Here is a 25,987-nt window from a genome sequence, read left to right as displayed (position 1 = left end):
GGATTTGAAGCCCTCAGCGGCAAGTCAGTCTTCGCCTTCGCCGGCTCCCCATATCGACCGTCACAAGCTTCTCGCCGCGCATCCGTTTTTCAATAGCTTCGACCGGGCCATCATCGATCGCCTGCTTTCGCATGCGGTGACGCGCCGGGTGAAGAAGAACACCGTGCTGTTTCGCAAGGGTGACGCTGGATCGAGCCTCTATGCGGTCTGCGCCGGACTGGTGCGGATCAGCGTGCCCTCCGAGCGCGGTCAGGATGCGATCTTCAATCTCATCCCGCCGGGCGATCTGTTCGGCGAGATCGCCCTGCTCGACGGGGGCGCGCGCACAGCCGACGCCGTGGTGATCGAGAACAGCGAACTGATGGTGATCGAGCGCCGCGACTTCATCCCCTTGGTCCGCGAATTTCCCGACGTGGCGATGAAGCTGATCGAAGTGGTGTGCACGCGGCTGCGCCGCACCAGCGAGCAGGTCGAGGACATCGTGTTCCTGGGTCTGCCCGAGCGTCTCGCCAAGGCGCTGCTCCGGCTTCACACCCGTTCGACCGCCAATCCCGACAACATGATCCGCATCACGCAGCGCGATCTCAGTCAGATGGTCGGAGCCTCGCGAGAAAGTGCCAACAAGCTTTTACGCGACTGGCAGCGCCGCGGCTGGCTGAAGCTGAAGCGGGGCGGGTTGATTCTGACGAATCCGAAGGCGCTCGCCGCGATGGTGTCGGAGACGGCTTAAGCCGGTCCTCCGCTTCATTGACTCAAGCCCAAGTCTACGGTGACTTGTCTACGGTGACTTGCCCGTCGTACCGATGTCGCGGATCAGGCTCATTCTGTCCGACGCGAGCGTAGCCGGTGCGTCCGTGCGTGATGGCGTGCCCGGCGTTGAATTGTTCGCTTCAACAAAATCCGCCTTTTTCGGCTGCGACGTCAGCAAAGCCAGTGCGAGTCCGAACGTCAGCGCGACCGCCGTGATCAGGTGGGCGTAAGGCGAACTGATAAAACGATTCCACATGGTGACCTCCACTGCGGTGGAAGGCGCGTTTGCGGACGCTTCTGAACGGCGTCTCAGGCTGCACGCAACCGGCCTTCCCGTTCACGCGTCAAGCGCGATGAACAAGGGTCGCGTAACGCCGCCCGCCCGACCGTTGTATGAGGTAGACCACACAAGGCACGGGGCATTGTCGATTTTACGGAATTGTGGCGTGTTTTTACATCCAACGTGAATAAGCTCACGTTGGCGCGAGTCTATCTGGTGCACTCATTCGCCTGCCTACTACGAAGGGAGGCACCAAATGCGTATGTGGCTCAGAATGCTCTGGACTGCTGCGGTTGTGGTCGCCATTGCGTGGCCGCTGCTGTTCTGGGGAAAGGCGGCATCATTGGATAGGGCTGAGAGCGTCCGGCAGTTGCTCAATCCGCTGGAGCGGCATGAGATCCTGTGGTGAACGCGGCTTCGAAGCGCTTCACACGCTGCGCAAGTGTTCAGCCCGTGAGTGCGTCTTTGGTCGGTGATGACGTGGCACGGGACGGCGCGCGCGGTGACTGTGTGAAAATGGTTTGCAGAGCGTGGCGTTCGATCGGTTTTTGCAGAATGGGAACCGTCAGGAAGCGCCGATCGAGCTCTTCGCTGCCGTAGCCGGTGACGAAGATGAACGGAATGCTCTCGGCAGCGAGCGTGTCGGCCAGCGGATAAACCGAAACGTCACCCAGATTGACGTCGAGCACCGCCGCGTCGACGCGATTGTGCCGAAGCGCCACCATCGCGTCGGTGACGCGGTTGCACGGCCCGATCACCGAATAGCCCTGTTCCTCCAGCGCCTCGCGGATTGCGATCGCGACCAGGGCCTCGTCTTCCACCACCAGGATGCGATTGCCCGAGACGGCGATCGGCCGGGGCGCTGGCGGCATCTGCGCCTGCGGCGCCTGATGGCCGTTGGTCGGAGCGCGAACGAGCTTGCGATCGGCGAGCGGCACCGTGAGCTCGCAGCGAACCCCATCGGGTCCCCAATCGAAGGAGGTGGCTCCGGCCAGCTGCCCTTCGATGCTCGCCTTGATGATGCGCATGCCGAATCCCGGCGCCGAAGGCGCTGCGGTCGGCCGCCCATCCTTTTCGGTCCAGCGCAGCACAAGATTTCCGGATGCCGTCGACCAGTCCAGCGTCAGCCGGCCGGTCGTCGTGGACAGCGCGCCGTATTTCGCAGCGTTCGTGACAAGCTCGTGGACCGCGAGCGCGAGACACTGCGCGGCGGCCGGCCAGAGCGACACATTGGGCCCGGAGGCCACAATTCTGGAGCTGTCGGCGGTGCGATACGGGGCCAATTCTTCTTCGACCAGGCCACTCAGGTCGGCGCCTTGCCAGCGCGACAGCGACAGGATGGTGTGGGCGAGCGAAAGCGAACGGATCCGTCCTTCCACCGCGGTGGTGAATTCCTCGATGGTGGGCGCGCGCGTCAGGCGCACGATCGACTGCACCACGGCGAGCGCGTTCTTGGCGCGATGATCGACCTCGCGGGCGAGCAGCGTCTGCCGCTCCTCGGCCTGTTTGCGATCGGTGATGTCCACCGTCACGCCGCTGATCCGCACCACGCGGCCGGAGCCGTCGATGCTTGGCGCCGCCGTGCCAAGACACCAGCGCACCTCGCCGCTCGGGCGCTTGACGCGGAATTCATTCTGCGCCGGCTGGCGCTCCTTGAACAGCTTTTCCATGGAGGCTTGCAGCCCATCCCAGTCGTCGGGGTGGATGAGGGCGCGCACATTTTCGGCCGAGACGACGAAGTTCTGCCGTTCGACGCCGAAGATGCGGTACTGCCCGTCGTCCCACAGGCAATCGCCGCTCGCCTCGTTCCAGTCCCACGAGCCCATGTTGCCGGCCACCAGCGCCAGGCTCCGACGCTCTTCGCTGTCGCGAAGCTGCTGCGTCGAGGCTTCGAGCTCGGCGGTGCGCGCCGAGACGCGCTCCTCGAGCTCGGCGTTGATCCGCTCGAGTTGCCGGGTCTTGCGGTAGAGCTCCGCGAACACCTTGACCTTCGCCCGCAGCACTTCGGGAATGACTGGCACCGGCACATAGTCAACCGCGCCCATCTCGTAGCCGCGAAGGCGGTCGACGTCCGTCAGATGGATCGCGGAGATGAAGATCATGGCGGTCTTCTGGAACCGCGGGTGCTCGCGGATCATGGCGGCGAGCTGAAAGCCGTCGAGATCCGGCATGCAGACGTCGACCAGCACCACCGCGATTTCGGTCTTGAGCAGATGCTCCAGAGCTTCCCGTCCCGACGAGGCCTTGAGCAGGTTCTCGCCGAGCTCGTGCAGGATGACCTCGTAGCTCAGGAGCTTCGAGGGCTGGTCGTCAACCAGAAGAATGTTGACCTTTTGCTGTTCCGACATTTTGGCGCGCCCCCGGCTCAGCGATGCAGCCACATGCGCAGCGCCGACAGGAGCTGCTCGGTGTTGACCGGTTTCGCCAGATAGTCCGAAGCGCCTGCCTCCAGGCATTTCTCTCGGTCGCCCTTCATCGCTTTCGCAGTCAGAGCAATGATCGGAAGCCTACGGAACTCCGCCTTCTTCCGGATCACTTCCATGGTTTGATAGCCGTCCATTTCCGGCATCATGATGTCCATCAAGACAATTGCTACGTCCGCAGTCGACTCCAGCAACGCGATGGCTTCGCGGCCGGTCGTTGCGGTCAGTACGTGCATACCGCGACGCTCCAGCACGCTGCTCAGCGCGAAGATGTTGCGGGCGTCGTCGTCGACCAGCAGCGCGGTGCGGCCGACCAGGTCTTCGTCGGAGCTGTTGAGACGTTCCAGCATCCGTTGTTTTTCCTGCGGCAGATCGGTGATGATCCGGTGCAGGAACAATGACGTTTCATCGAGCAGCCGCTCCGGCGACTCGACGCCCTTAACTACGATGCTGCGCGCCATGGTGTGGAGCTGCGCATCCTCCTCGGCGGAAAGTTCCTTTCCGGTGAAGACCACGACCGGAACCTCGGAGATGGTTTCGTCTTCGCGGATTTTTTCGAGCACGTCGAAGCCGGTCATGTCCGGCAGTCTGAGGTCGAGCACCACGCAATCGCATGGGTCTTTGCGGAGGATCGACAGGGCCTCCTTGCCGGTGCCGGTGGTGATGATGTCGATGTCGTCGTAACCCAGGAGCTCGCGGATGCTCATGCGCTCGGCTTCGTTGTCCTCGATCACGAGCAGACGCTTCCGGCGCGGAGCGGCGTAGTCCTTGATTCGGGTCAGTGCCGCGTCGACGCCTTCAGGCGTGGTCGGCTTGGTCACGAAGGAGAAAGCGCCGCGTGCCAGCGCATGCTGGCGGTCCTCGTCGAGGGTGATGATCTGCACCGGGATGTGCCGCGTCAGCGGGTTCTGCTTGAGCTGGCTCAGCACCGTCCAGCCCAGCATGTCGGGCAGGAAGACGTCGAGCGACACGGCTGATGGCTGGAACTGCTTGGCGAGATCGAGCGCGTCGGCGCCGCGCATCGCGACCAGCACCTTGAACCCCTTGTCGCGGGCGAGGTCCATGATCACCCGCGCATAGTGCGGATCGTCCTCGACCACGAGCAGGATGGTGTCGCCTGCCTCAAGCTCAAGGCGATCGTCAGGCATCTGTTCGACCGGCCGGTCGGAAGCTGCGGCGAGCATCGCGGGCACGGCCGCGGCTTGCGGTGGCTGGTTCGCTGCGCTGTTCGCAGGCGTGGCGATCGTGGTGGCAGGGCCGACGTATTTGAGCGGCAGATAGAGCACGAAGGTGCTGCCCTTGCCGGGGATGCTGCGCAGCTGGATCTCGCCGCCCAACAGGTTGGCGAGCTCGCGGCTGATGGCGAGGCCGAGGCCCGTACCGCCGTACTTGCGGCTGGTGCTGGCGTCGGCCTGCTGGAACGCCTCGAAGATGATCTTCTGCTTTTCCAGCGGAATGCCGATACCGGTGTCGGACACTTCGAAGGCGACCACCGCGGGCGACGAATTGAGCAGCTGATGCTCCGGGCTCCAGCCGCCGATCGCGGCCGAGACCGTGAGCCTGACGCCGCCCTGATCGGTGAACTTGAAGGCGTTGGACAGCAGGTTCTTGAGCACTTGTTGCAAGCGCTTGGAGTCGGTCGTGATCGTGCGCCCGAGATGCGGATCGACCTCGACATCGAATGCAAGGTGACGGTTGTCCGCTTCATGCCGGAACGGCCGGGCGATCGCTTCGGTGAGGTTGGCGAGGAACACCTCCTGAGCGTCAACCGTGACGGTGCCCGACTCGATTTTGGACAGGTCGAGGATGTCGCTGATCAGGTTCAGCAGATCGGTGCCGGCGCCGTGGATGGTGCGGGCGAATTCCACTTGCTTGGCCGACAGGTTGCCTTCCGGATTGTCGGTGAGCTGCTGGCCCAGGATCAGGATGCTGTTGAGCGGCGTGCGCAGCTCGTGCGACATGTTGGCCAGGAACTCGGACTTGTACTTCGAGGTGAGCGCAAGCTCGGAGGCCTTCTCTTCGAGGGCGCGGCGGGCCTGCTCGATTTCCTGGTTCTTGCGCTCCACCTCGACGTTGCGTTCGGCGAGCTGCTGGGCCTTCTGCTCGAGCTGCTCGTTGGTCTGCTGCAGCTCGCGCTGCTGGGTTTGCAATTCGGTCGCGAGTTGTTGGGACTGCGTCAGCAGTCCTTCGGTCTGCATCGTGGCTTCGATGCTGTTCAGCACGATACCGATCGAGTCGGTGAGCTGCTCGAGGAACATCATCTGCAGCGCGGTGAATTGCGTCACCGAGGCGAGCTCGATCACCGCCTTGACCTGGTTCTCGAACAGCACCGGCAGCACGATGATGTTGCGCGGCACGACCTTGAACAGCGCCGATCCGATCGGCACCGCATAGGTCGGCAGGTCGGTGATCAGGAGGCGCCGCTTGTCGGCGGCGCATTGACCGATCAGCCCTTCGCCGATGCGCAGCCGCACCGGATGGCCGTTGGCACCATCGTCCGCATAGGCCGAGAGCAGCCGCATGGTCTGCGTCTCTTCGCTTTCCACCTGATAGATCACGCCGAGCTGCGCATTGACCAGCGGGGTGAGCTCAGTGAGCAGCAGCCGGCCGACGGTGCCGAGCTCGCGTTGGCCCTGCAGCATGTTGGTGAAGCGGGCGAGGTTGGTCTTCAGCCAATCCTGCTCGGTGTTGCGGTCGGTGGTGAGCCGCAGGTTGTCGATCATCGTGTTGATGTTGTCTTTCAGCTCGGCCACCTCGCCGCGCGCCTCGGCCTGAATCGAGCGGGTCAGGTCGCCCTTGGTCACGGCGGTCGCCACCTCGGCGATGGCGCGCACTTGCGTGGTTAGGTTGGTCGCCAGCAGGTTCACGTTGCCGGTGAGGTCCTTCCAGGTGCCGGCGGCGCCGGGCACGTTGGCCTGGCCGCCAAGGCGGCCTTCCACGCCCACCTCGCGCGCCACCGACGTCACTTGATCGGCGAAGGTAGCGAGCGTGTTCGTCATGTTGTTGATGGTCTCGGCAAGAGCTGCGACCTCGCCCTTCGACTTCACCGTCAGGTTCTGCTTGAGATCACCGTCGGCGACCGCGGTCACCACCTTGACGATGCCGCGCACCTGTTCGGTGAGGTTGGCGGCCATGACGTTCACGGTGTCGGTGAGGTCCTTCCAGGTGCCGGCGACGCCGGGCACCTCGGCCTGTCCGCCGAGCTTGCCTTCGGTGCCGACCTCGCGCGCCACGCGCGTGACTTCCGAGGCGAAGCCGTTGAGCTGGTCCACCATCGTGTTGATGGTGTTCTTCAGCTCCAGGATTTCGCCTTTCACATCGACCGTGATCTTGCGGGAAAGGTCGCCGCGCGCCACCGCGGTGGTCACCTCGGCAATGTTACGCACTTGCGTGGTGAGGTTTGCGGCAAGCAGGTTGACGTTGTCGGTAAGGTCCTTCCAGGTGCCGGCGACGCCCTGCACGTTGGCCTGACCGCCGAGCCGGCCTTCGGTGCCGACCTCGCGCGCCACGCGGGTCACCTCGCCCGCGAACGAGCGGAGCTGGTCGGTCGTCGTGTTGAGCGTCTCCTTGAGCTGCAGGAGCTCGCCGCGCACGTCGACTGTGATCTTCTTCGACAGGTCGCCGCCTGCGATCGCGGTCGCGACCTCGGCGATGTTGCGGACCTGCGCGGTCAGGTTCGAGGCCATGAAGTTGACGTTGTCGGTGAGGTCCTTCCAGGTGCCGGCGACTTCCGGCACCTGTGCCTGGCCGCCGAGCTTGCCTTCGGTGCCGACCTCGCGCGCGACGCGCGTCACCTCCGAGGCGAACGAGTTGAGCTGGTCCACCATGGTGTTGATGGTGTTCTTCAGCTCCAGGATTTCGCCCTTCACATCGACCGTGATCTTGCGGGAAAGATCGCCGCGCGCGACCGCCGTGGTCACCTCGGCGATGTTGCGGACCTGGGCGGTCAAGTTGCCGGCCATCGAGTTGACGCTGTCGGTCAAGTCCTTCCAGGTGCCGGCGACGCCCGGCACGTTGGCCTGGCCACCGAGCCGACCTTCGGTGCCAACCTCGCGCGCCACGCGGGTCACCTCGCCGGCGAACCGGTTGAGTTGGTCCACCATGGTGTTCAGCGTTTCCTTGAGCTGAAGGATTTCACCGCGCACGTCCACGGTGATCTTGCGCGACAGGTCGCCGCCTGCGATCGCGGTCGCGACCTCCGCGATGTTGCGGACCTGACCGGTCAGGTTACCGGCCATCGAGTTCACGCTGTCGGTGAGGTCTTTCCAGGTGCCGGCAACACCGGGCACGGTCGCCTGGCCGCCAAGCTTGCCTTCGGTGCCGACCTCGCGGGCGACGCGGGTCACTTCCGAGGCGAAGCCGTTGAGCTGGTCCACCATCGTGTTGAGCGTTTCCTTCAGTTGAAGGATTTCGCCCGATACGTTCACGGTGATCTTTTTGGACAGGTCGCCCTGCGCCACGGCGGTCGCGACCTCGGCGATGTTGCGGACCTGGCCGGTCAGGTTCGAGGCCATCGAGTTGACGTTGTCGGTGAGGTCTTTCCAGGTGCCGGCGACGCCGCGCACCAGGGCCTGACCGCCGAGCTTGCCTTCGGTGCCAACCTCGCGCGCCACGCGGGTGACTTCGCCGGCGAAGGCGTTGAGCTGGTCCACCATGGTGTTGATGGTGTCTTTGAGCTCGAGGATTTCGCCGCGCACGTCGACGGTGATCTTTTTCGATAGGTCGCCGCCCGCGACCGCGGTGGTCACTTCGGCGATGTTGCGGACTTGCGCGGTCAGATTCGACGCCATCGAGTTTACGGAGTCGGTGAGGTCCTTCCAGGTGCCGGCGACGCCGAGCACGTTGGCCTGGCCGCCGAGCCGGCCTTCGGTGCCGACCTCACGCGCCACGCGGGTGACTTCGCCGGCGAAGGCGTTGAGCTGGTCCACCATGGTGTTCATGGTGTCCTTGAGCTGAAGAATTTCGCCCGACACGTTCACGGTGATCTTCTTCGACAGGTCGCCGCCCGCGATGGCGGTGGCGACGTCGGCGATGTTGCGGACCTGCGCGGTCAGGTTCGACGCCATGAAGTTGACGTTGTCGGTCAGGTCCTTCCAGGTGCCGGCGACTCCAGGCACTGCGGCCTGTCCGCCGAGCTTGCCTTCGGTGCCGACCTCGCGGGCGACGCGGGTCACTTCCGACGCGAAGCCGTTGAGCTGATCCACCATGGTGTTCATGGTGTCTTTCAGCTCGAGGATTTCGCCCGACACGTTCACGGTGATCTTTCGCGACAGGTCGCCGCGCGCGACGGCGGTGGTGACCTGCGCGATGTTACGCACCTGGTCGGTCAGGTTGCCGCACATGGCGTTCACGGAGTCGGTGAGGTCCTTCCAGGTGCCGGCGACGCCGGGCACGATGGCCTGGCCGCCGAGCTTGCCGTCGGTGCCGACCTCGCGCGCCACGCGCGTCACCTCCGAGGCGAACGAGCGAAGCTGGTCCACCATGGTGTTGATGGCTTCCTTCAGCTGAAGGATTTCGCCGCGCACGTCGACGGTGATCTTCTTCGACAAGTCGCCGTTCGCCACCGCGATGGTGACGTCGGCGATGTTTCGAACCTGCGCCGTCAGGTTCGAAGCCATCGAGTTCACGCTTTCGGTCAGGTCCTTCCAGACGCCGGTCACGCCCGGCACCTGAGCCTGGCCGCCAAGCTTGCCCTCGGTGCCGACCTCGCGCGCCACGCGCGTCACCTCCGAGGTGAACACGCCGAGCTGCTTGATCATGGTGTTGACGATGGTGGCGGAGCGCAGGAACTCGCCCTGCAGAGGCCGGCCGTCGACGTCGAGGCGGACGGTCTCAAGAAGATCGCCTTGCGCCACCGCGCCGATCGCGCGGGTCACTTCATTGGTCGGCCAGAGCAGATCGTCGATCAGCGTGTTGACCGAGGATTCCATCTCGCCCCAGGCGCCGCCCGAAAGGCCGAAGCGGACGCGCTGCTTGGTCTGGCCTTCCTTGCCGACCCGCTGGCCGACCTGTTCGAGCTGCTGCGCCATGCGCTCGTTGGCGGCCGCGATTTCGTTGAAGGTGTCGGCGATCTTGCCTTCGAGGCCAACCCAGTCGCCGGAAATGCGCACCGAGAAGTCGCCAACCCGCATGGCCTGAAGGGCCGGGAGGAGTTCGTGAGCGTGGAAATGCTGGGAAACGTCGTGGTTGCCGTTTGCGAGAGGAGGAGGACCGTTCTTGCCGGGCTGCTCGGTTGTCGGTTCAGCGTGGGGCAGCATGATCTATCTCTCCCTGAGCCGCGCATTCGCGGATCGCGGTGGCACAGTGAAAAAGCCGGAGTGTGACGACGAATGGGTCGCAGCAGGGCAAGCGTCGCCGGTGGAACCTTCCAAACGAAAGGCTTCCGTGGCTGCCGGACGAACGCACACCATGAGACCCCCTGGGAGCCGGTCCGAACTCTTGTTGACGAGACTGGACCTCAGCCCAATTGCACCAATGCGGTATTCGGCTGTTGGTTCCTCGCAGACGAAAATTTTCGCCGCACCAATGTCAGGTTACAGAGCGATCCGCACGTAAATTGGATTTCGGTATATTTATCAGAATCTTACGACAATTCGACGCCAAGGGCTAAATGACGTCGCCAGAAGCTTGCGTCAATCCGGTTTCCGGTGCGGTCAGCTCCCAGATCAGTCCGGTCGGCGCGTAGGTCACCGTGGCGGTGCCGAGCACCGAGCGTGCGATCATGCTCTCAATGATGGCGCTGCCGAAGCCTTTCTTCTTGGGCGGGACGGCGGGCGGTCCGCCGCTTTCGTGCCAGGTCAGCTTGAACCGCCGTCCGTCGCTGCCCGCACTGATCCCCCATTGGATATGGACTTTGCCGTCGCGCGAGGAAAGCGCGCCGAATTTCAGGGCGTTGGTGGCGAGCTCGTAGATCGCAAGCCCCAGCGCTTGTGCCACCCGTGGCGTCACCAGACACGGCGCGCCTTCCAGTTCGACGCGGCTGGCATAGTTGTCGATCGCCGACGCAAGCTGCCATTGGATGATGTGCAGGATGTCGGCGCCTCGCCAGTTGTGCTCGATCATCAGGTCCTGGTTGATGGACAGCGCATGCAGCCTGTGGCTGATCCGGTCGACGAAGTCCTTCGGCGGGGTGCTCCTTGCGGTCTGGCGCACGATCGCGTCGGCCACCGCCAGCAGATTTTTCGACCGGTGATTGAGCTCGCGCATCAGCAGCGACTGGGTCTCCTGCGAGAGCTTGAGTTCCGTGATGTCGCGCGCGATTTTTGAAACGCCGACAATCACGTTGTCTTGATTGCGGATCGGCGAAATGGTGAGCGAGACATGGATCAGCCGGCCGTCTTTGCATCGGCGGACCGTGTCGAATTGTTTGATCCGCTCGCCCTTGCGGATCGAGTCCATGATGTAGTCTTCCTCGGCAATGCGATCGGGCGGGAAAAGCTCGAGAATGTGGTGACCGACGATCTCATGCGCCGTGTAACCGAAGATACGCTCGGCACCCAGATTCCATGACGTGATGTTGCCGTCGAGATCCTTGCTGATGATGGCGTCGTCGCTCGACTCGACGATGGCAGCCAGCCACGCTTTGGAATCCAGCCCGGAATCATGCACCGCCATAGCGAAACGCCAAACTCGTGAGAATCGACACCATGATCAAATATGGTCCGGTTGGTGTAACTGAACAATCATTAACGCACGAAACGGCCGATCGGTCGTGTGTGCGATGCAATTATAGACGAAATCGGCCCGCCTCACGTGGCGGGCCGCAATCGTGGTTTGGTTGACGTGGTCGCGCGTGCGTCGTTATTCTTCACGGCCGCCCGAAGCTGCGATCGGCGGATCCGGTTCGTTGGTCATGTCCGGAACGTTCTCCACGCCCAGAGTCTCGGCAAGCCTCAACCTCGCACGGTTGACACGGCTCTTGATGGTGCCGACCGCGCAGTTGCAGATCTTGGCCGCCTCTTCGTAGGAGAAGCCGGAGGCGCCGACCAGGATCAGCGCCTCGCGCTGATCGGGCGACAGCTTCATCAGGCCCTCACGCAGCTCGTTGAATTCGATGTGCGCGGTTTGCTCCTCGCGCGCCGTCAGGCGCTCCGCATAGCCGCCGTCGGCGTCCTCGACCTCGCGGCGCCGCTTGCGATACTCGGTGCGGAAATGATTGCGCAGGATCGTGAAGAGCCACGCAGACATGTTGGTCCCGGGCTCGAACGAGTCCAAATGCGACCAGGCGCGCAACAGTGTCTCTTGCACGAGGTCATTGGCCCGGTCGACATCACCGCAAAGCGAAATAGCAAAGGCGCGCAAGCTCGGCACCGCCGCTAGCATCGCTCCACGGACGTCATCTTGAGCGTTCATGAGCCTGTCCTTATTTCTCGTCTCGCTTGTCGAGACGCTGGATAAGCTCGGAGAACTGGTCTGGTACGCCTTCATTGACGACATCGGTGTACATGGCCCGTAGTTGTTGACCGAGCTTGTATTGAATGTCGGCGCTAAGTCGTCCCTTTTTGCGCTTCACCTTCTCGGCCTTCATGGACATATCCGGCGGCTGCCTGGTCTTGTCGTTCATCTCACTTCCCCCGGTGCCCATCCCCGTGGCGGCACAAGCGCCGCTGCCCTATTCAAAATAACGTCTTGCGATACGATTGGTTCCCTGCGGGGAACTTCTTTGGAGGTAAAGCGTTTTCTGCCCATGTAGGTCCGGGGGCGAGCCTTGGCAAACCTGGCGCCAACCGTGCGGAGGGAATTAAATAATGTTGACAGCTCAAGCAGTTAAGGACCATTTGCCAATCTTGCGGCGTTACGCCCGGGCGCTGACCGGAAGCCAGGAATCCGGCGATAGCTACGTGGCGGCCGCCCTTGAAGCTCTGACCGAAGATTCATCGCTGATCGATCAGCAAACGTCGGTTCGTGTGGGAATGTTCCGGGTGTTCTCCAAGATCTGGAATTCCTTGGAGGTTAACGCCGCCGGGAAGGAGCCGATCGATCCTCGGCCTGCCGACCGGCACATCGGTCAGATCGGCGCCATGCCGCGACAGGCCTTCCTTCTGGTCTCGCTCGAGGGCTTCTCGGAGGAGGATGCCGCGAAAATTCTAGACATCAGCGCCAGCCGGGTGCGTGACCTGATCGACGAATGCGGGCGTGAGCTCGCGAGCCAGATCGCGACCAATATCCTGATCATTGAAGACGAAGCGTTGATCGCGATGGACTTGCAGTCGCTGGTGGAAAATCTCGGTCACGAGGTCAAAGGCATCGCGCGCACGCGCGGAGAAGCAGTGGCGCTCGCCAAGAACAAGGACCTGGGGCTGATTCTTGCTGACATCCAGCTCGCCGATGGAAGCTCCGGCCTCGATGCGGTCAACGATCTGCTGAACACCTTCGAAGTGCCGGTGATCTTTATAACCGCGTATCCGGAGCGCTTCCTGACCGGGACGCGTCCGGAGCCGGCCTTCCTGATCACCAAGCCTTATCAACCCGCCATGGTGTCGGCGGTGATCAGCCAGGCGCTGTTCTTCGATCGCAAGGCGCACAAAAGCAAAAGCCGCGCGGTAGGCTGATCGCCGCGCGGCTTCCGTCAATCGGTTGTCGGGAGATCAATTCACGGTCTTCATCCATGAATCGATGTGCCGCTGGGCTTCGTCCTTGGCGTAGCCGTAGCGTTGCTGGAGACGCCCGGCGAGCTCCGTCTGATTGCCCTTGATGACATCAAGGTCGTCGTTGGTCAGCTTACCCCACTGCTGCTGAACCTTGCCCTTGAACTCCTTCCAGTTGCCTTCGATTCGATCCCAATTCATGGTTTGCTCCTGTGTCATGATGCCCTGTCACAACGCATCGGGATGGCTATGTTTCCCTCAACGCGCGGGCGCCGTGCGCGAGCGGGTTGGAACGGCGGCATCGCTGCTTAAATACGGTCAGTGATCGCTCGCAGGCGAGGGGTGATGTCAGAGAACAGTCGCTGCGTGCTGCTCGTTGAGGATGAAGCGCTCGTCGCCATGGTGGCGGCCGACGCGCTCAACGAATTGGGCTTTGAGGTGATCGAGGCTGCGTCGGCCAAGGTGGCCTTGCAGCTCGCCGAGAACAATAAGGATAGAATCGGCGTCGCGCTTGTCGATCTGGGCTTGCCCGACTTGCCGGGCGAACAGCTGGTTGGCGAGCTCAGAGCACTTTATCCGCATTTGCCGATTATCGTGGCGTCGGGCAAAGGGCCCGGCGCGATCGACCCGAAATGGCAGTCTTCGAACGCAGTGGTCATCCTGCCGAAGCCTTACAATTTCGAGGATTTGCAATCGATCATCGCGCGCGTGGTGGGGGATCGGCCGGCGGATTGACCGCTGCATAGCCGCTTGAATCCAAGCGCCATTCCGGCCGCCAGCAACCATTGATCGATTTCGCCGTTGTATTGCCAGCCAATTTGCACTCACGCCGGCGAAGGCGCGAAATGATTGCCGAACAGATCAGTGACGCAAAGCGCTCAGTCAAAGCTATCGCAGGCATGGTGGCATGGATCGCAGCCGCCGCCATCGCGATCGGCTGCGCGCTTCTTATGTTTTGTATCGCGCTCTTCATCTGGCTGGCCGACCGCTACGACGCGCTCACTGCAAGTCTGATCCTGGGCGGCGGCTTTGCGGCGCTGGCTTTCATCTTCTTTCTCGGCGCGCTTTTCATTCACAGCCGGCGAGAGCACGAGCGGCGGATCATGGAGGCGCGTCGCGCGGCGCAGTCGTCGACCTGGATGGAGCCCGCCATTCTGGCGGCGGGGTTAGACCTCGCGCGACTGATCGGAGGCCGTCGCGCCGCATCGCTCGCGGCCGGCGCCGTTGCTGCATTGTGGCTGCTCAACAAGACCGGCGCGAGAGCGAGCGAGGCCCGGCAACCATTTACGGGCCCAAAGCGTTAGTTCCGCGAAACAAACGAACATTTCGTTCAGCAGGAGTTTTCGCCATGGCGCGTGCCCGTACAGCCGATTTCTCGTCGGTCAATGTGAAGAATCTCAAGAAGGATCTGCAGAGCCTTCGCGACGATTTGTCCGATCTCTCCAAGCAGGTCGAAGGCCTCGCCTCCGACGCCGGCTCGGAAATGATCGACGATGTAAAAGCGCGGCTTGCCAACTTCGGAAGCTCGGTGGACGACTTGATCTCCGGCGCCGGAGCGCGCGGCCGTGAGGCCGTCGATGCCGTCGGTGAATTGGGCGGCAACGTCGTCGAGAACGTCGAGGACGCGATCCGCGAACGGCCGTTGACGGCGCTTGCGATCGCGTTGGGGCTTGGGTTTGTGTTGTCGTCGACCATGCGCCGCTGATGCGGTGGATGGTCGCGCTACCGTCAATCGCGTCGAGGCCCGCGCTTGGCGAGTTCGTTGCTCGCGGCGTCGGCCCGCGCGCACAAATCCTTGTGTAACTCTCCAAGCTCCTCCTCGCTCAGATCTTCCACGGTGGCGAGACTGTTCTTCGCGCCTTTCATCGCGATGATCAGCTCGGAGAGCTTGAGCTGGAGCGCCATCGTGTCGCGGTTCTGGGTGTTTTGGATGAGAAACACCATCAGAAACGTCACAATGGTCGTGCCGGTGTTGATGACGAGTTGCCAGGTGTCGCTGTAGCCAAACAGCGGGCCGCTCAATGCCCAAAGCAGAATCGTTCCGGTTGCAATCAGGAATGCCGCGGGCGTTCCTGCTGCGTGGGCGGTGGCATGAGAAAACCGAGAGAACGCTTTGCTGAGCCCATTGCCATGATGCCCATGGGCGGGCTGATGGACCTGCGGCCGGCCGTTCGTCTGGTGATGCGTTTCCATTGATTGCGATGATCGGTGCAAGACTTGGCGTCGGCTTCGCCAGCGGAGAGCTCTTTGCGCCAGCGACGTCCGATGCGGCGATGTAACCGATGGCGCCATGGGTAAGTTCCCCGCCCGACCTGCGAAGGAACTTTGCCGATGCTCCGGCATTGATGAGGCGCGGGTCGCGACGACCGCATCTAACGGACATCGCCATCATGAATGATCGCGAGGCGGACACCTGGCCCGCCACATCGGATGCGCCCGAGCAGGACTGGTGGCGCGCCGCATCGCGAATTTCGACCATCGGCATTTTCGTTCTGCTGTTGGGCGCTTTTCTGTTCTTCGCGAGGACGATCGTCGCCCCCGTCGTTGCGGCAGCGATCATCAGCCTCATGTTTGGGCCGCTGCAAGAACGTGCGGCGCGTTATCGGATTCCGGCTTCGCTGTTCGCTCTCGTCTGCATCGGGCTGGTGTTCGTCGCGATCAATCTCGGGCTGATCTTGCTTGGCAGTCTGGTGGCGGATTGGTCCGCGCACGCTCCCGAGATCGCAAGCACGCTCTCCGCCAAGGCTTACGTGTTCGAACGCCCATTGGCGGCGTGGCACCAGCTTCAGCAGTGGCTTGCGACGATGCTGGGCACCTCGGCAGAGCCGGCCAAGTTCGAACTGCCGATGAAAGACATGATCGCGCGCGCCGTAGAATTTCTGACGCCGGCGATCGGTGAGCTGGTGATTTTCTTCGGAAGTTTGTTTTTCTTCTTGTTGTCGCGGAAGAGTCAGCGGCGGCATCTGATCCTGATGTTCCAGAGCAAAGATGCGCGGTTGCGCGCGCTGCGCATCTTTAACGACATGGAGGAGCATCTGACCCGCTACATCGCAGTTGTTACCGTGGTCAACATCGGACTGGGTCTGGCGACTGCGGCCATCGCTTACACGCTTGGGCTGCCAAGTCCATTGTTGTGCGGCATCATGGCCGCGGTGCTGAATTACATTCCCTATATCGGCCCAGCCGTTGTCGCGGTCATTCTTCTGGTCCTCGGTCTCGTGGCGCTGCCAACGCTAACGGGCGCACTCGCGGCGCCGGCGCTGTTCGTTGGCTTGGCGACCGTTGAAGGCCACTTCATCACCCCGAGCCTCGTCGGCCGCCAATTGACCATGAGTCCGTTGGCGCTGTTTCTGTCGTTGGCGTTTTGGACCTGGCTTTGGGGGCCTCTGGGCACATTTCTCGCGGCTCCCATTCTGATCGCCGCGACCGTCGTGCAGAATCAGATCCTCGAGGATCGCGAGTCGACGCCAAAGCTTCCGGGCTGAGCTTTCCGTCGAGAGTTGTCAGCAAAACGGGCGGCCGATGAGGCCGCCCGTTTTGCCGTACCCTTGGAAGTGGGCTAAATACGACCCAACAGGGCGAGAACGACCACGATCACGAGGATCGTGCCGACGATCCCGCCGGGGCCATAGCCCCAGCCGCTGCTGTATCCCCACGTCGGCAACGCGCCGAGCAACATGAGGATCAGAATGACGATCAGCACGGTGGACAACATCAATGCCTCCACGTTCGCAATGTACTTTTCAATTCCCCTTGGCCACACCAATTCAAGCGTGCTGAGGAAGTTCCATGATTTGGAGTGGCGATGCACGAGGCCGGATCGTTGCCGGCAGGAACCATCGCTAAAACCCCGGCGTTGAGGTGCGCTTTCAACCCATCGAAAAATCATGAAGCTGTTCGAGTGCCAGAAGTGCAATCAGTTGCTCCATTTCGAGAACACGCGCTGCGAAAGCTGCGGCTCTCAGCTCGGCTATTTGCGCTCACTTGAAACGTTGTCTGTCGTCGAACCGGATGGCGAAACCTGGCGCGCGATGGCGGAGCCGGAAAAGCGATACCGGTTTTGCGCCAATGCCCAGTACGGCGTTTGCAATTGGATGGTCGACGACGTCCGGCCGAGCGATTACTGCTCGGCTTGCCGGCATAATCAGACCGTCCCCGATTTATCGGTGCCGGAAAACATCGTGCCTTGGCGCAAGATCGAATTCGCCAAGCACCGGCTGATCTACACCTTGCTCAAGCTGCGGCTGCCGCTTGCGACCAAGGCCGAAGACCCTGACGGATTGGCGTTCGATTTCCTGCACCCCAAGGCGCCTTCGCCGGATGGCTCGACGGTGCCCGTGATGACGGGCCATGCCGATGGCGTGATCACCATCAATCTGGCTGAGGCCGACGATGCTCAGCGTGAACGCATCCGCACCGAGATGTCCGAGCCCTATCGCACGCTGCTGGGGCATTTCCGGCACGAGATCGGCCACTATTATTGGGACCGCTTGATTGGCGACACGGACAATCTCGAAAAATTCCGCGCAGTGTTCGGCGACGAGCGATTGGATTACGCCGAAGCGCTCAAGCAGAATTACGAAAATGGCCCGCCCGCCAATTGGCAGGAGAGCTTCGTCACCACCTACGCGTCCTGCCATCCGTGGGAGGATTTCGCCGAAACCTGGGCGCACTATTTCCACATGGTCGACACGCTGGAGACCGCGCGTTCTTTCGGACTGAGCGTGCGGCCGCGCGTCGCCAATGGCGGCGACCTTACAGCGAAGTTCGACTTCGACCCGCACAAGGCCGAGATCGGTCCGATCGTCGACGCCTGGGTGTCGCTGACCGTCGCGGCTAATTCGCTCAACCGCAGCATGGGGCTGCCCGATCTTTATCCTTTTGTCCTGGCGCCGGCGATCGTGGCCAAGCTGACGTTCGTTCACGACTGCATTCGCGCGGTGCCGCGCCAGAAACACCACGCCCCCCAGGCACCGGCTCCGGACCGGTCCAAGTTTTTCGGAGGTATCGCCCGCAGAATCTTTGCTAAGGTGCAGGCCTGACGTATGGAGCGACGGCCATGCATGAAGCCATCAATCACGCCAAGCTCGCGATGCTGTTCCGGCAGGAATTCCTGCTCTGCAACGTGCAGAAGGGCGAAACCATCGTTCTCCTGAGCGATCTCGGCGCGCGGCGTGACTACGTGTCCGCGGCCTTTGCGGCCGCCGAGGATCTCGGTGCCGACGCCTACGAAATGTGTGTCAACGCCATGCCGTCCTGGACCAAGGTCGGCGTCGAGACAGTCGGCCGCTGCAAGGGCACGCTCGATGCCATCAAGGCCGCCGACATGCTGGTCTGCCTGCACATTCCGCTGTTCACCCGCTGGCTCAAGGAGGCGCGTGACGCAGGCACCCGCGTGCTGATGGTGATCGACGGTCCGGATGAGCTCGAGGAGTTGTTGGCGCCGCCGGGATTGAAGGAGGCGGTGGTCTATGCCGATCAGCGGCTCAAGCGAGCCAAGACCATGCGCATCACGCGGCCGGGCGGCACCGATCTCACGGTGCAGCTTGGCGAATATCCGACCATGAGCCAGTACGGCTATTCGGAGAGCGCCGGCCGGTTCGATCACTGGGGCGCGGGCCATGTTCACACCTTCCCCAACGAAGGCACGGCCAACGGCACTGTGGTGTTCGCGCCAGGCGACATCATCGTGCTGCCCTATTGCCGTTACGTGCAGGACGAGGTGCGGCTCGACGTTCGCGACGGCTTCATCCGCAAGATCGAAGGCGGACTCGACGCCAAGCTGATGAGCGATTGGCTCGACGGCAACAAGGCCCGCCCCGACGACATGGACGGCCATGCCATCTCGCATCTCGGCTGGGGCCTCAATCCGCAAGGCCGCTGGGATGCGATCGCGCTCCGTGGCGCCGATCCGACGCGGCATCATGCCGGCGCGCGCTGCTTTGCCGGCAACTTCCTGTTCTCGACCGGGCCGAACTCGCAAGGCGGCGGCAAGCGCACCACCAAGGGTCACTACGACGTGCCGATGCGCGACTGCACGGTGACGCTCGACAACGACGTGATCATCGAGAACGGCCGTATCGCCGACGAGAAGATGCGCGTCATGCGGGTGGCGCGCTGATAGCGACTGCGCCGATGAGCACTCCGGCGGCCAGCGCGTACGGCATCACGAAGCAGTTCGGCGCAACGCGCGCGCTCGACCATGTCGATTTCGACGTGATGCCGGGAGAAATCCACGCGCTGGTCGGCGAGAACGGCGCCGGTAAATCGACGCTGGTGCGGGTGCTGAGCGGCGTGCACCGGCCCGATCAGGGCGAGGTCGCGGTTGACGGCAAGGCCCACCACTTCAACAGCCCTCATGATGCCATCGCGGCGGGCATCGCCGCCATTCCGCAGGAGCTGCGTCTCGTCCCGGCCCTGTCGGTTGCCGAAAACCTGACGCTCGACGGTCCGCCGGTGCGCCGCAGGCTTGGCATTGCGACCGTCGATCGCGACGCCATGCGCGAGGAAGCGCGGGTTGCGCTGGCCGCGCTCGAGTTCGCGCCAGATCCCGACGTTCGCGTCGATCAATTGAGCTTCGCCGAGCGCCAGCTTGTCGCCATCGCCAAGGCGCTGCGGCGTCGCTGCCGGCTTCTCATTCTCGATGAGCCGACGGCGGCGCTGGAGACGCGCGAGATCGAGCGGCTGTTTGCCTTGCTGGCGCGAATGAAGAGCCAGGGCACAGCGATCATCTACGTGTCGCACCGGCTCGACGAGGTCGTGGCCTTGGCCGACCGCTGCACGGTGCTGCGCGACGGCCAAGTGGTTGCGACCAGCCGCCGCGGCTCGTTTGCGGTTCGCGACCTGGTCCAGGCCATGACCGGCCGCGCCGAGGCCCAGATCGGCGATCGCGGCGCGGCGCCAGGCGAAACCATTTTGGAAGACGCCGACCAGCGCACCGACGCGATCAGGCTTCGGGCCAACGAGATCGTGGGCTTGGTCGGCCTTCTCGGCAGTGGCACCGGCCGCGTGCTGCGGCGGCTCTACGGTCTCGCGGCCGGCGGCGCGAATGTCCGCGTGCGCGGTGAAGCCCGGCGGCTTGATCTTCCGATCGATGCGATCAGCTTGGGCGTCGGCATGGTGCCCGGCGAGCGCCGGCTCGGGCTGGTGATGAACCTTTCGGTGCGCGACAATATTCTGCTGCCGACCCTCGACCGGCTGACGCGCGGCGGCAGCCTTGACCATTTCGCGGGGGATCGCCTGGTCGCCGAGCTGATGGAGCAGCTCGATGTGCGGCCGCGCAATCCGTCGCTGCCGGTGAGGGCGCTGTCGGGCGGCAACCAGCAGAAGGTGATTCTCGCCAAGTGGCTCGCGCTGAACGTCGGCGTGCTCCTCCTCGAGGAGCCGACCCAGGGCGTGGATATCGTGGCGAAGGCGCAGATTCACGCGCTCCTTCGCAAGTTCGCCAATCGCGGCGGTGCGGTGCTGGCGTCATCAAGCGATCTCGCCGAGCTGACGCGGCTTTGCGACAGCATCTGTGCGTTGCGCCAGCAGAAGATCACGGCGCGTTTCGAAGCCGCGCAGGGCTTCGACGAACGGCGGCTGCACGCCGCCATCGGCGGATGACGATGGCGAAGCGGTTCAACCTCGCGGGCCAGATTCCTCTGATCACGCTGGTGGCGTTGTGTGCCGTCACAGCGCTTCTCACCAGCAGGTTCCTGTCGCCGCTCAACCTGACAAACATCCTGGTGCAGTCGTCGATCATGGCGGTGATCGCGATCGGCATGACGTTCGTCATCATCGGCGGCGGCTTCGATCTCTCGGTTGGTTCGACCGTGGCGTTGGCCGGCTGCATTGCCGCGATGACCATGGTGAAGTTCGGCATCGCGGCCGGCGTGCTGGCCGGTGTCGGGACCGGCGCGTTGGTCGGGCTCGCCAACGGCCTGATCATCGCCAAGCTCGGGGTCAATCCGTTCATCACCACGCTTGGCACCATGGTGCTGGTCCGCGGCCTGGTGTTTCTCGTCACCGGCGGCGCGCCGGTCGGCGACGACGGCATGCCGTCGTCGTTCATCGCTTTCGGCTCCGAGCGCCTGTTCGGCGTGCACTATCTGGTCTGGGTGCCGGCGGTGCTGCTGGTCGCGTTGTCCTGGGTGATGCATTGGACGCCCTATGGACGGCGCATCTACGCCACTGGCGGCAACCGCGACGCGGCGTACCTTTCGGGCGTGCAGGTTGAGCGGATCATTGCCTCGACCTATGTGTGGTGCGGTGCACTGGCCGGCGTCGCCGGCGTGATGCTCGCGGCGCGGCTGCAATCCGGCCAGCCTACCGCGGGCGAGTTCTACGAACTGACCGCCATCGCCGCCGTCGTGCTCGGCGGGGCGTCGCTGCAGGGTGGCGAGGGCACGCTCTACAAAAGCATTATCGGCGTTTTCATCATGATCGTGCTGGGCAACAGCCTGAATCTGCTCAACGTCGATTCCTACTGGCAGCGCGTCGCCATCGGCGCGGTGATCATTGCCGCCGCGGCGGCAGATCGGCTACGCTCTCATCGGTAGAAGAGGGGAGACTGCCATGCCGATGCTTCGTCGTTCGCTTCTGGCTGCGGCGCTGCTGCTGCCGGCCGTTTTGGTGTCCGCTCCGGCCTCGGCTCAGGACAAGATCACCATCGGCGTTTCGCTCGCCCAGGACGACAACCCGTTCTACATCGCAATGCTGCGGGGCATCCGCGCCCGCGCCCAGGAATTGGGATGGGAGGTCGCGACCGTCTCGGCCAACGAAGACAAGGTCAAGCAGATCAACGGCGTGCAGGATCTCGTGGCGGGCGGCGTCAAGGGCATCCTCATCTCGCCGATCGACGCGGTCGGCGTGAACGCCGCCTACGACGCGGCCAAGGCCGGCAATGTGCCGATTGTTTCTGTGGCGCGCGGCTCGACCTCGCCGAACCAGACGCTGCATGTGGCGATGGACGAGAAGCAGATCGGCCGCGACATCGCCGAATGGACCGCCAAGGCGATCGGGGACGAAGGCAAGGTGGCGATGCTGCTCGGTCCGAGTGGCGCACCGACGTTCCGCAATCTCGGCGACGGCTACGCCGAGATGATGGCGAAGCATCCGAAAATCCAGATCGTGTCGAAGAGCGACGGCCCGCTGACCCGCGAGCGCGGCGTCAAGCAGGCCGAGGACGCGCTGGTCGCGCATCCGGACCTCAAGGCGATCTACACTGCCAACGACGACGTGGCGCTCGGCGCCATGCAGGCGGTGCTGGCCGCCGGCAAATCGACGCTGGTCACCGGCATGAACGGCGTGCCGCCCGCGCTGCGCGCGGTGAAAGACGGCAAGATGGCGATGACGATCGAGCTCAATCCGGTGCTGTGGGGCCGGCTGGGCGTCGACGTGCTTGCGACGTATCTGAAGGGCGACAAGGTCGCGCCGCAGGTGTTCATCAAGCACGTCATCATCGACAAGACCAACGTGGACGAGAAGCTGCCGAAGACCTGACCGGCGCTTTGCCAACGGCGGGCCGTGGAGAGAACGCGAGAATGGCCAATCCTGCGCCGAAGCAAGCCTCGGATTTCGTCGCGCAGCTCGAAGCCGCGAACCTGCATCCATTGTGGGATCGCTTCCGCACGCTGACGCCGGTGAAGCCGCAGGCGAAAGACCCGCCGCTGATCTGGCGCTGGCGCGACATCGAGCCTTTCACTCATCGCGCCGTGTCCGAGGTGCCGATCGACGATGTCGAGCGCCGCGCCCTGATCCTGGTCAATCCGGCGTTCGGCGGCGACACGGTCACCACGTCGAATCTGATCGCGGCCTTCACGGTGCTCGATCCCGGCGACCGCGCGCGGCCGCACCGGCACACGTTTGCGGCAATCCGCTTTGCCACCCGTGCCGACGGCGCCGCCACCATTGTCAACGGCCGACGCTGCGATATGCGCGAAAGCGACCTCATTCTTACGCCGCCGATGTGCTGGCACGGCCACATCAACGAGACCGACCGCCGCATCATCTGGTTCGATGCCGCGAACATTCCGCTGCTCCGTCAGCTTGACGCGAACTTCTTCGAACCCGGCGATCCCAAGGCCAATCAGTTCTGGCAGGTCGACGAGGGCGACGAGAAGCTCTGGGCCGAATCGGGAATGGCCGGCGCCGATATCCAGCGCGGACCCGCGCATTCGCCGAAGTACCACTATTCCGGCGCGGCGATGCGGCGGTTGCTCGCTGCGTTGCCGGCCGGTCCGGACGGCGCACACACCTTGCGCTACACTAATCCGGCCACTGGCGACTCCGTGATGCCGGCGCTCGACTGCTACGCGGTGCGGCTGCCGAAGAACAACACAACGCGGCCGAAGCGCACCACCTGCAACATGATCTGCCTCGTGGTGTCGGGCTCAGGCCGCTCGACGGTGGGCGAACACACGTTCGATTGGTCGCAACACGACGTGTTCTCGATCCCGCACTGGACCTTCGCGAGCCACATCGCGAAGGACGGCGATGCGACCTTGTTTGTCGTCTCCGACCGCTCGGCCTTCGAGCGACTCGATCTCCTGCGCGAGGAACTGCAATAGACGCGCGCGCCAAAATCGCAGGTGAAGGCATCGGCGCCTCGGTGTTGCGCGTCGAGGACCCTAAATTTCTCCGCGGTCAGGGCTGCTTCGTCGCCGATATTTCGCTGCCGGGCGAGTTGCACTGCGTGCTGGTGCGATCGCCGCACGCCCATGCCCGCATCAGACGGATCGATAAGACGGCCGCTGCAGCATCGGCCGGTGTCGTCGCGGTGTTCTCCGGCGCCGACCTGGCGCAGGACAAAGTCGGGCCCATGGCGCCGCTCTGGGCGATCGCGACGTCCGACGGCAAGCCGATGGCCGAACCGCCGCGTTGGGCGTTGGCGCGCGACGTGGTCCGCCATGTCGGCGAGGCCGTGGCTGCCGTCATTGCCGAGACGCGGGCGCAAGCCCAGGACGCAGCCGATCTTCTCGATGTGGACTACGAACAGTTGCACTCCGTGATCGATGGCCGTGCCGCGATGGAAGCCGGCGCGCCGCAACTGCATGAGATGGCGCCGGACAACGTCTGCTTCCGTTTCGCGCGCGGCGACACGGCCGCGGTGACCAAGGCCTTTGCGAATGCGCCGCACACGGTCGGGCTCGATCTCGTCAACGGCCGGCTGATCGGCGCGGCCATCGAGCCGCGTGCCGTGCTGGCCGATGGCGGCGCCGGCAAGCTGACGCTCTATTGCTCGACCCAGGTGCCGCATCACATCCGCCGCAATGTGACCGAACAGCTCAGGCTTCCGCAGACCGCGATCCGGCTCATCGCGCCCGATGTCGGCGGCGGCTTCGGCTACAAAGGCAAGCACTATCCGGAAGAGACCATCATCGCCTGGGCGGCGCTGCGGCTGCGCCGCCCGGTGAAATGGGTGGCGTCACGCAGCGAGTGCTTTCTGTCCGACTATCAGGGCCGCGGCCATCAGACCCGCGCCGAGCTTGCTTTCGACGGTGACGGCCATTTCCTGGCGCTGCGCGTCGACACTGTCGCCAACATTGGCGCTTATGTCTCGACCTTCGGCGCCGGCATCCCGAGCGCGATCTATTGCGCGCTGCTGGCCGGTGTGTACCGCACGCCCGCAATCATGGTGCAGTCGACCGGCGTCTTCACCAACACGGTGCCGACCGATGCCTATCGGGGCGCGGGGCGTCCGGAGGCTTGCTACGTGCTGGAGCGGCTCGCAGACGAGGCCGCGCGCAAGCTCGGGATGGATCGCGCCGAAATCCGCCGTCGCAATCTCGTTCCGAACGAGGCCATGCCGTACAAGACACCGATCGGTCCGACCTACGACTGCGGTGACTTTCCGAAGGTGTTTGCCCGGCTGACCGAGATTGCCGGCTACAAAGGCTTTGCCAAGCGCCAGGCCGCCGCGGCGCGAACCCCGAAGCGCCGCGGCTTCGGCTTCGCGTGCTATGTCGAATCCTCCGGCGTCGCACCGTCGCGCTTCGCCGCGGCGCTCGGCGCCCGCGTGGGTTTCTTCGAGGCAGCGTCGATCCGCGTGCAGGCCGACGGCAGCGTGCAAGCGCTGCTCGGCACTCACAATCACGGCCAGGGCCACGCCACGACCTTTGCGCAGATCATCGCATCGCGCCTCGGCGTGCCGATGGCCAGCGTCGAGATCATCGAAGGTGACACCGATCAGGTGCCTTACGGCTCTGGCACCTTCGGTTCGCGTTCGATCGCGGTCGGCGGCTCGGCGCTTGATCGCGCGGCCGAGAAGATCATCGACAAAGGCAAGAAGATCGCCGCACATCTGCTCGAAGCCTCCGCCGCCGACATCACGTTCGGCGAAGGCAACTTCACAGTCGCTGGAACCGATCGTCGCGTGACGCTGCGCGAGGTCGCGCGCGTCGCGCACCACCCGACGAGCTATCCGGCCGACATGGAGCTCGGCTTGCAGGACAGCGCGGTGTACGATCCATCGAGCTTTGCCTGGAGCAACGGCGTGCACGCCTGCGAGGTCGAGGTGGATTGCGACACGGGCGTGGTCAGTGTCGTCAACTATTGGGCTGTCGACGATATCGGAACCGTGATCAATCCCATGATCGTCGACGGTCAGATCACTGGCGGCATCGCGCAGGGCCTGGGCCAGGCCACGCGCGAGCATTGCGTCTACGATCCGGCGAACGGGCAATTGCTGTCCGGCTCGTTCATGGACTACGCGGTGCCGCGCGCCAACGACATGCCGGACATCGTGTCGGAGCTCGATGAGAGTCAGCCCTGCACGCACAATCCGCTCGGCGCCAAGGGCTGCGGCGAAGCGGGCTCGATCGGTGCGCCGGCCGCGATCGTCGGCGCCGTGCTCGACGCGCTCCGTCCGCTTGGCGTCACCGATATTGAAATGCCTTTGACGCCCGAGCGGGTGTGGAACGCCATTCGCGCCGCGGTCCGCGGATAGGGCATGACAAGATCATGGC

At 63.7% G+C, this 25,987-nt stretch carries 22 protein-coding genes and 2 pseudogenes; 14 read left to right on the top strand and 10 right to left on the bottom strand.

The annotated features are described in order from the left end of the window. Nucleotides 1-4: 4 nt before the first annotated feature. Nucleotides 5-730, top strand: a complete 726-nt coding sequence (locus RHPLAN_RS37105; RefSeq protein WP_198164645.1) for a Crp/Fnr family transcriptional regulator — start codon at nt 5-7, stop codon at nt 728-730. A gap of 48 nt (nt 731-778) precedes the next feature. Here RHPLAN_RS37105 and RHPLAN_RS37100 read toward each other — a convergent pair whose 3' ends face one another. Continuing rightward, nucleotides 779-1,006, bottom strand: a complete 228-nt coding sequence (locus RHPLAN_RS37100; RefSeq protein ID WP_157100726.1) for a hypothetical protein — start codon at nt 1,004-1,006, stop codon at nt 779-781. 280 nt (nt 1,007-1,286) lie between these two features. Between RHPLAN_RS37100 and RHPLAN_RS40060 the strand changes: the two genes are divergently transcribed. Continuing rightward, nucleotides 1,287-1,439, top strand: coding sequence for a hypothetical protein (locus tag RHPLAN_RS40060; protein ID WP_157100725.1), 153 nt, complete (start codon nt 1,287-1,289; stop codon nt 1,437-1,439). A 37-nt stretch (nt 1,440-1,476) separates the two neighbouring features. On the opposite strand, the pseudogene RHPLAN_RS40970 reads toward RHPLAN_RS40060, so the two are convergent. From RHPLAN_RS40970 to RHPLAN_RS37075, 6 genes and pseudogenes are all read right to left on the bottom strand, one after another. Then, nucleotides 1,477-1,848, bottom strand: a pseudogene (locus RHPLAN_RS40970) (response regulator); the annotation flags it as partial. 42 nt (nt 1,849-1,890) lie between these two features. Beyond that, nucleotides 1,891-3,378: pseudogene (locus RHPLAN_RS37095) on the bottom strand (HWE histidine kinase domain-containing protein); the annotation flags it as partial. 17 nt (nt 3,379-3,395) lie between these two features. Continuing rightward, the gene (locus RHPLAN_RS37090) at nt 3,396-9,584 is read right to left on the bottom strand and encodes a HAMP domain-containing protein (RefSeq protein ID WP_198165104.1); all 6,189 of its coding nucleotides are present in this window, start codon (nt 9,582-9,584) and stop codon (nt 3,396-3,398) included. A 475-nt stretch (nt 9,585-10,059) separates the two neighbouring features. Further along, nucleotides 10,060-11,067, bottom strand: coding sequence for a PAS domain S-box protein (locus tag RHPLAN_RS37085; RefSeq protein WP_068029763.1), 1,008 nt, complete (start codon nt 11,065-11,067; stop codon nt 10,060-10,062). Nucleotides 11,068-11,253: 186 nt separating this feature from the next. Beyond that, nucleotides 11,254-11,805: a sigma-70 family RNA polymerase sigma factor gene (locus RHPLAN_RS37080; protein ID WP_068029760.1), complete on the bottom strand. Its 552-nt coding sequence runs from the start codon at nt 11,803-11,805 to the stop codon at nt 11,254-11,256. Nucleotides 11,806-11,815: 10 nt separating this feature from the next. Beyond that, on the bottom strand, nt 11,816-12,016 hold the full coding sequence (locus tag RHPLAN_RS37075) for a NepR family anti-sigma factor (RefSeq protein ID WP_068029758.1): 201 nt from the start codon (nt 12,014-12,016) through the stop codon (nt 11,816-11,818). Between the two features lie 184 nt (nt 12,017-12,200). Between RHPLAN_RS37075 and RHPLAN_RS37070 the strand changes: the two genes are divergently transcribed. Beyond that, entirely contained in the window at nt 12,201-13,004 is an 804-nt protein-coding gene (locus RHPLAN_RS37070) for a response regulator (RefSeq protein ID WP_068029757.1), read from the top strand. Nucleotides 13,005-13,040: 36 nt separating this feature from the next. Here RHPLAN_RS37070 and RHPLAN_RS37065 read toward each other — a convergent pair whose 3' ends face one another. Next, on the bottom strand, nt 13,041-13,241 hold the full coding sequence (locus RHPLAN_RS37065) for a CsbD family protein (RefSeq protein WP_068032462.1): 201 nt from the start codon (nt 13,239-13,241) through the stop codon (nt 13,041-13,043). A gap of 144 nt (nt 13,242-13,385) precedes the next feature. Between RHPLAN_RS37065 and RHPLAN_RS37060 the strand changes: the two genes are divergently transcribed. Genes RHPLAN_RS37060 through RHPLAN_RS37050 form a run of 3 tightly spaced genes read left to right on the top strand, consistent with a single transcriptional unit; the run spans nt 13,386 to nt 14,745 of the window. Then, nucleotides 13,386-13,775, top strand: coding sequence for a response regulator (locus RHPLAN_RS37060; RefSeq protein ID WP_068029754.1), 390 nt, complete (start codon nt 13,386-13,388; stop codon nt 13,773-13,775). A gap of 50 nt (nt 13,776-13,825) precedes the next feature. After that, nucleotides 13,826-14,344, top strand: a complete 519-nt coding sequence (locus RHPLAN_RS37055) for a hypothetical protein (protein WP_198164644.1) — start codon at nt 13,826-13,828, stop codon at nt 14,342-14,344. A gap of 44 nt (nt 14,345-14,388) precedes the next feature. Then, the gene (locus RHPLAN_RS37050) at nt 14,389-14,745 is read left to right on the top strand and encodes an ElaB/YgaM/YqjD family protein (RefSeq protein WP_068029749.1); all 357 of its coding nucleotides are present in this window, start codon (nt 14,389-14,391) and stop codon (nt 14,743-14,745) included. A 23-nt stretch (nt 14,746-14,768) separates the two neighbouring features. Here the strand turns inward: RHPLAN_RS37050 and RHPLAN_RS37045 are convergent, their stop codons facing one another. Further along, nucleotides 14,769-15,233, bottom strand: coding sequence for a low affinity iron permease family protein (locus RHPLAN_RS37045; RefSeq protein ID WP_084246316.1), 465 nt, complete (start codon nt 15,231-15,233; stop codon nt 14,769-14,771). Nucleotides 15,234-15,430: 197 nt separating this feature from the next. Here RHPLAN_RS37045 and RHPLAN_RS37040 point away from each other — a divergent pair, with 197 nt between their 5' ends. Beyond that, nucleotides 15,431-16,525 carry an AI-2E family transporter gene (locus RHPLAN_RS37040; RefSeq protein ID WP_068029746.1) on the top strand — a complete coding sequence of 365 codons (1,095 nt, stop codon included), beginning with the start codon at nt 15,431-15,433 and terminating at the stop codon, nt 16,523-16,525. A 74-nt stretch (nt 16,526-16,599) separates the two neighbouring features. On the opposite strand, the gene RHPLAN_RS38890 is transcribed toward RHPLAN_RS37040, so the two are convergent. Then, a complete protein-coding gene (locus tag RHPLAN_RS38890) occupies nt 16,600-16,755 on the bottom strand; it encodes a DUF3309 family protein (RefSeq protein ID WP_084246312.1) in 156 nt (51 codons plus the stop codon). Between the two features lie 172 nt (nt 16,756-16,927). Here RHPLAN_RS38890 and RHPLAN_RS37035 point away from each other — a divergent pair, with 172 nt between their 5' ends. Genes RHPLAN_RS37035 through RHPLAN_RS37005 form a run of 7 tightly spaced genes read left to right on the top strand, consistent with a single transcriptional unit; the run spans nt 16,928 to nt 25,968 of the window. After that, complete coding sequence (locus RHPLAN_RS37035) at nt 16,928-18,082, top strand: zinc-binding metallopeptidase family protein (RefSeq protein ID WP_084246310.1); 1,155 nt, start codon at nt 16,928-16,930, stop codon at nt 18,080-18,082. A gap of 17 nt (nt 18,083-18,099) precedes the next feature. Beyond that, nucleotides 18,100-19,161, top strand: a complete 1,062-nt coding sequence (locus RHPLAN_RS37030) for a 2,5-dihydroxypyridine 5,6-dioxygenase NicX family protein (RefSeq protein ID WP_068029744.1) — start codon at nt 18,100-18,102, stop codon at nt 19,159-19,161. Nucleotides 19,162-19,175: 14 nt separating this feature from the next. Further along, entirely contained in the window at nt 19,176-20,645 is a 1,470-nt protein-coding gene (locus tag RHPLAN_RS37025) for a sugar ABC transporter ATP-binding protein (protein ID WP_068029742.1), read from the top strand. 2 nt (nt 20,646-20,647) lie between these two features. Next, complete coding sequence (locus tag RHPLAN_RS37020) at nt 20,648-21,580, top strand: ABC transporter permease (RefSeq protein WP_198164643.1); 933 nt, start codon at nt 20,648-20,650, stop codon at nt 21,578-21,580. 16 nt (nt 21,581-21,596) lie between these two features. Further along, nucleotides 21,597-22,523 carry an ABC transporter substrate-binding protein gene (locus RHPLAN_RS37015; protein WP_068029738.1) on the top strand — a complete coding sequence of 309 codons (927 nt, stop codon included), beginning with the start codon at nt 21,597-21,599 and terminating at the stop codon, nt 22,521-22,523. Nucleotides 22,524-22,564: 41 nt separating this feature from the next. Further along, a complete protein-coding gene (locus RHPLAN_RS37010; protein ID WP_068029734.1) occupies nt 22,565-23,590 on the top strand; it encodes a cupin domain-containing protein in 1,026 nt (341 codons plus the stop codon). A 41-nt stretch (nt 23,591-23,631) separates the two neighbouring features. Next, nucleotides 23,632-25,968: a xanthine dehydrogenase family protein molybdopterin-binding subunit gene (locus tag RHPLAN_RS37005; protein WP_237180000.1), complete on the top strand. Its 2,337-nt coding sequence runs from the start codon at nt 23,632-23,634 to the stop codon at nt 25,966-25,968. Nucleotides 25,969-25,987 lie beyond the last annotated feature (19 nt).

Source organism: Rhodoplanes sp. Z2-YC6860 (assembly GCF_001579845.1).
In the GTDB taxonomy this organism is placed as follows: Bacteria; Pseudomonadota; Alphaproteobacteria; order Rhizobiales; family Xanthobacteraceae; genus Z2-YC6860.
Note: the sequence above shows the minus strand (reverse complement) of the source record. Positions and strands in the feature narration are given on the sequence as shown.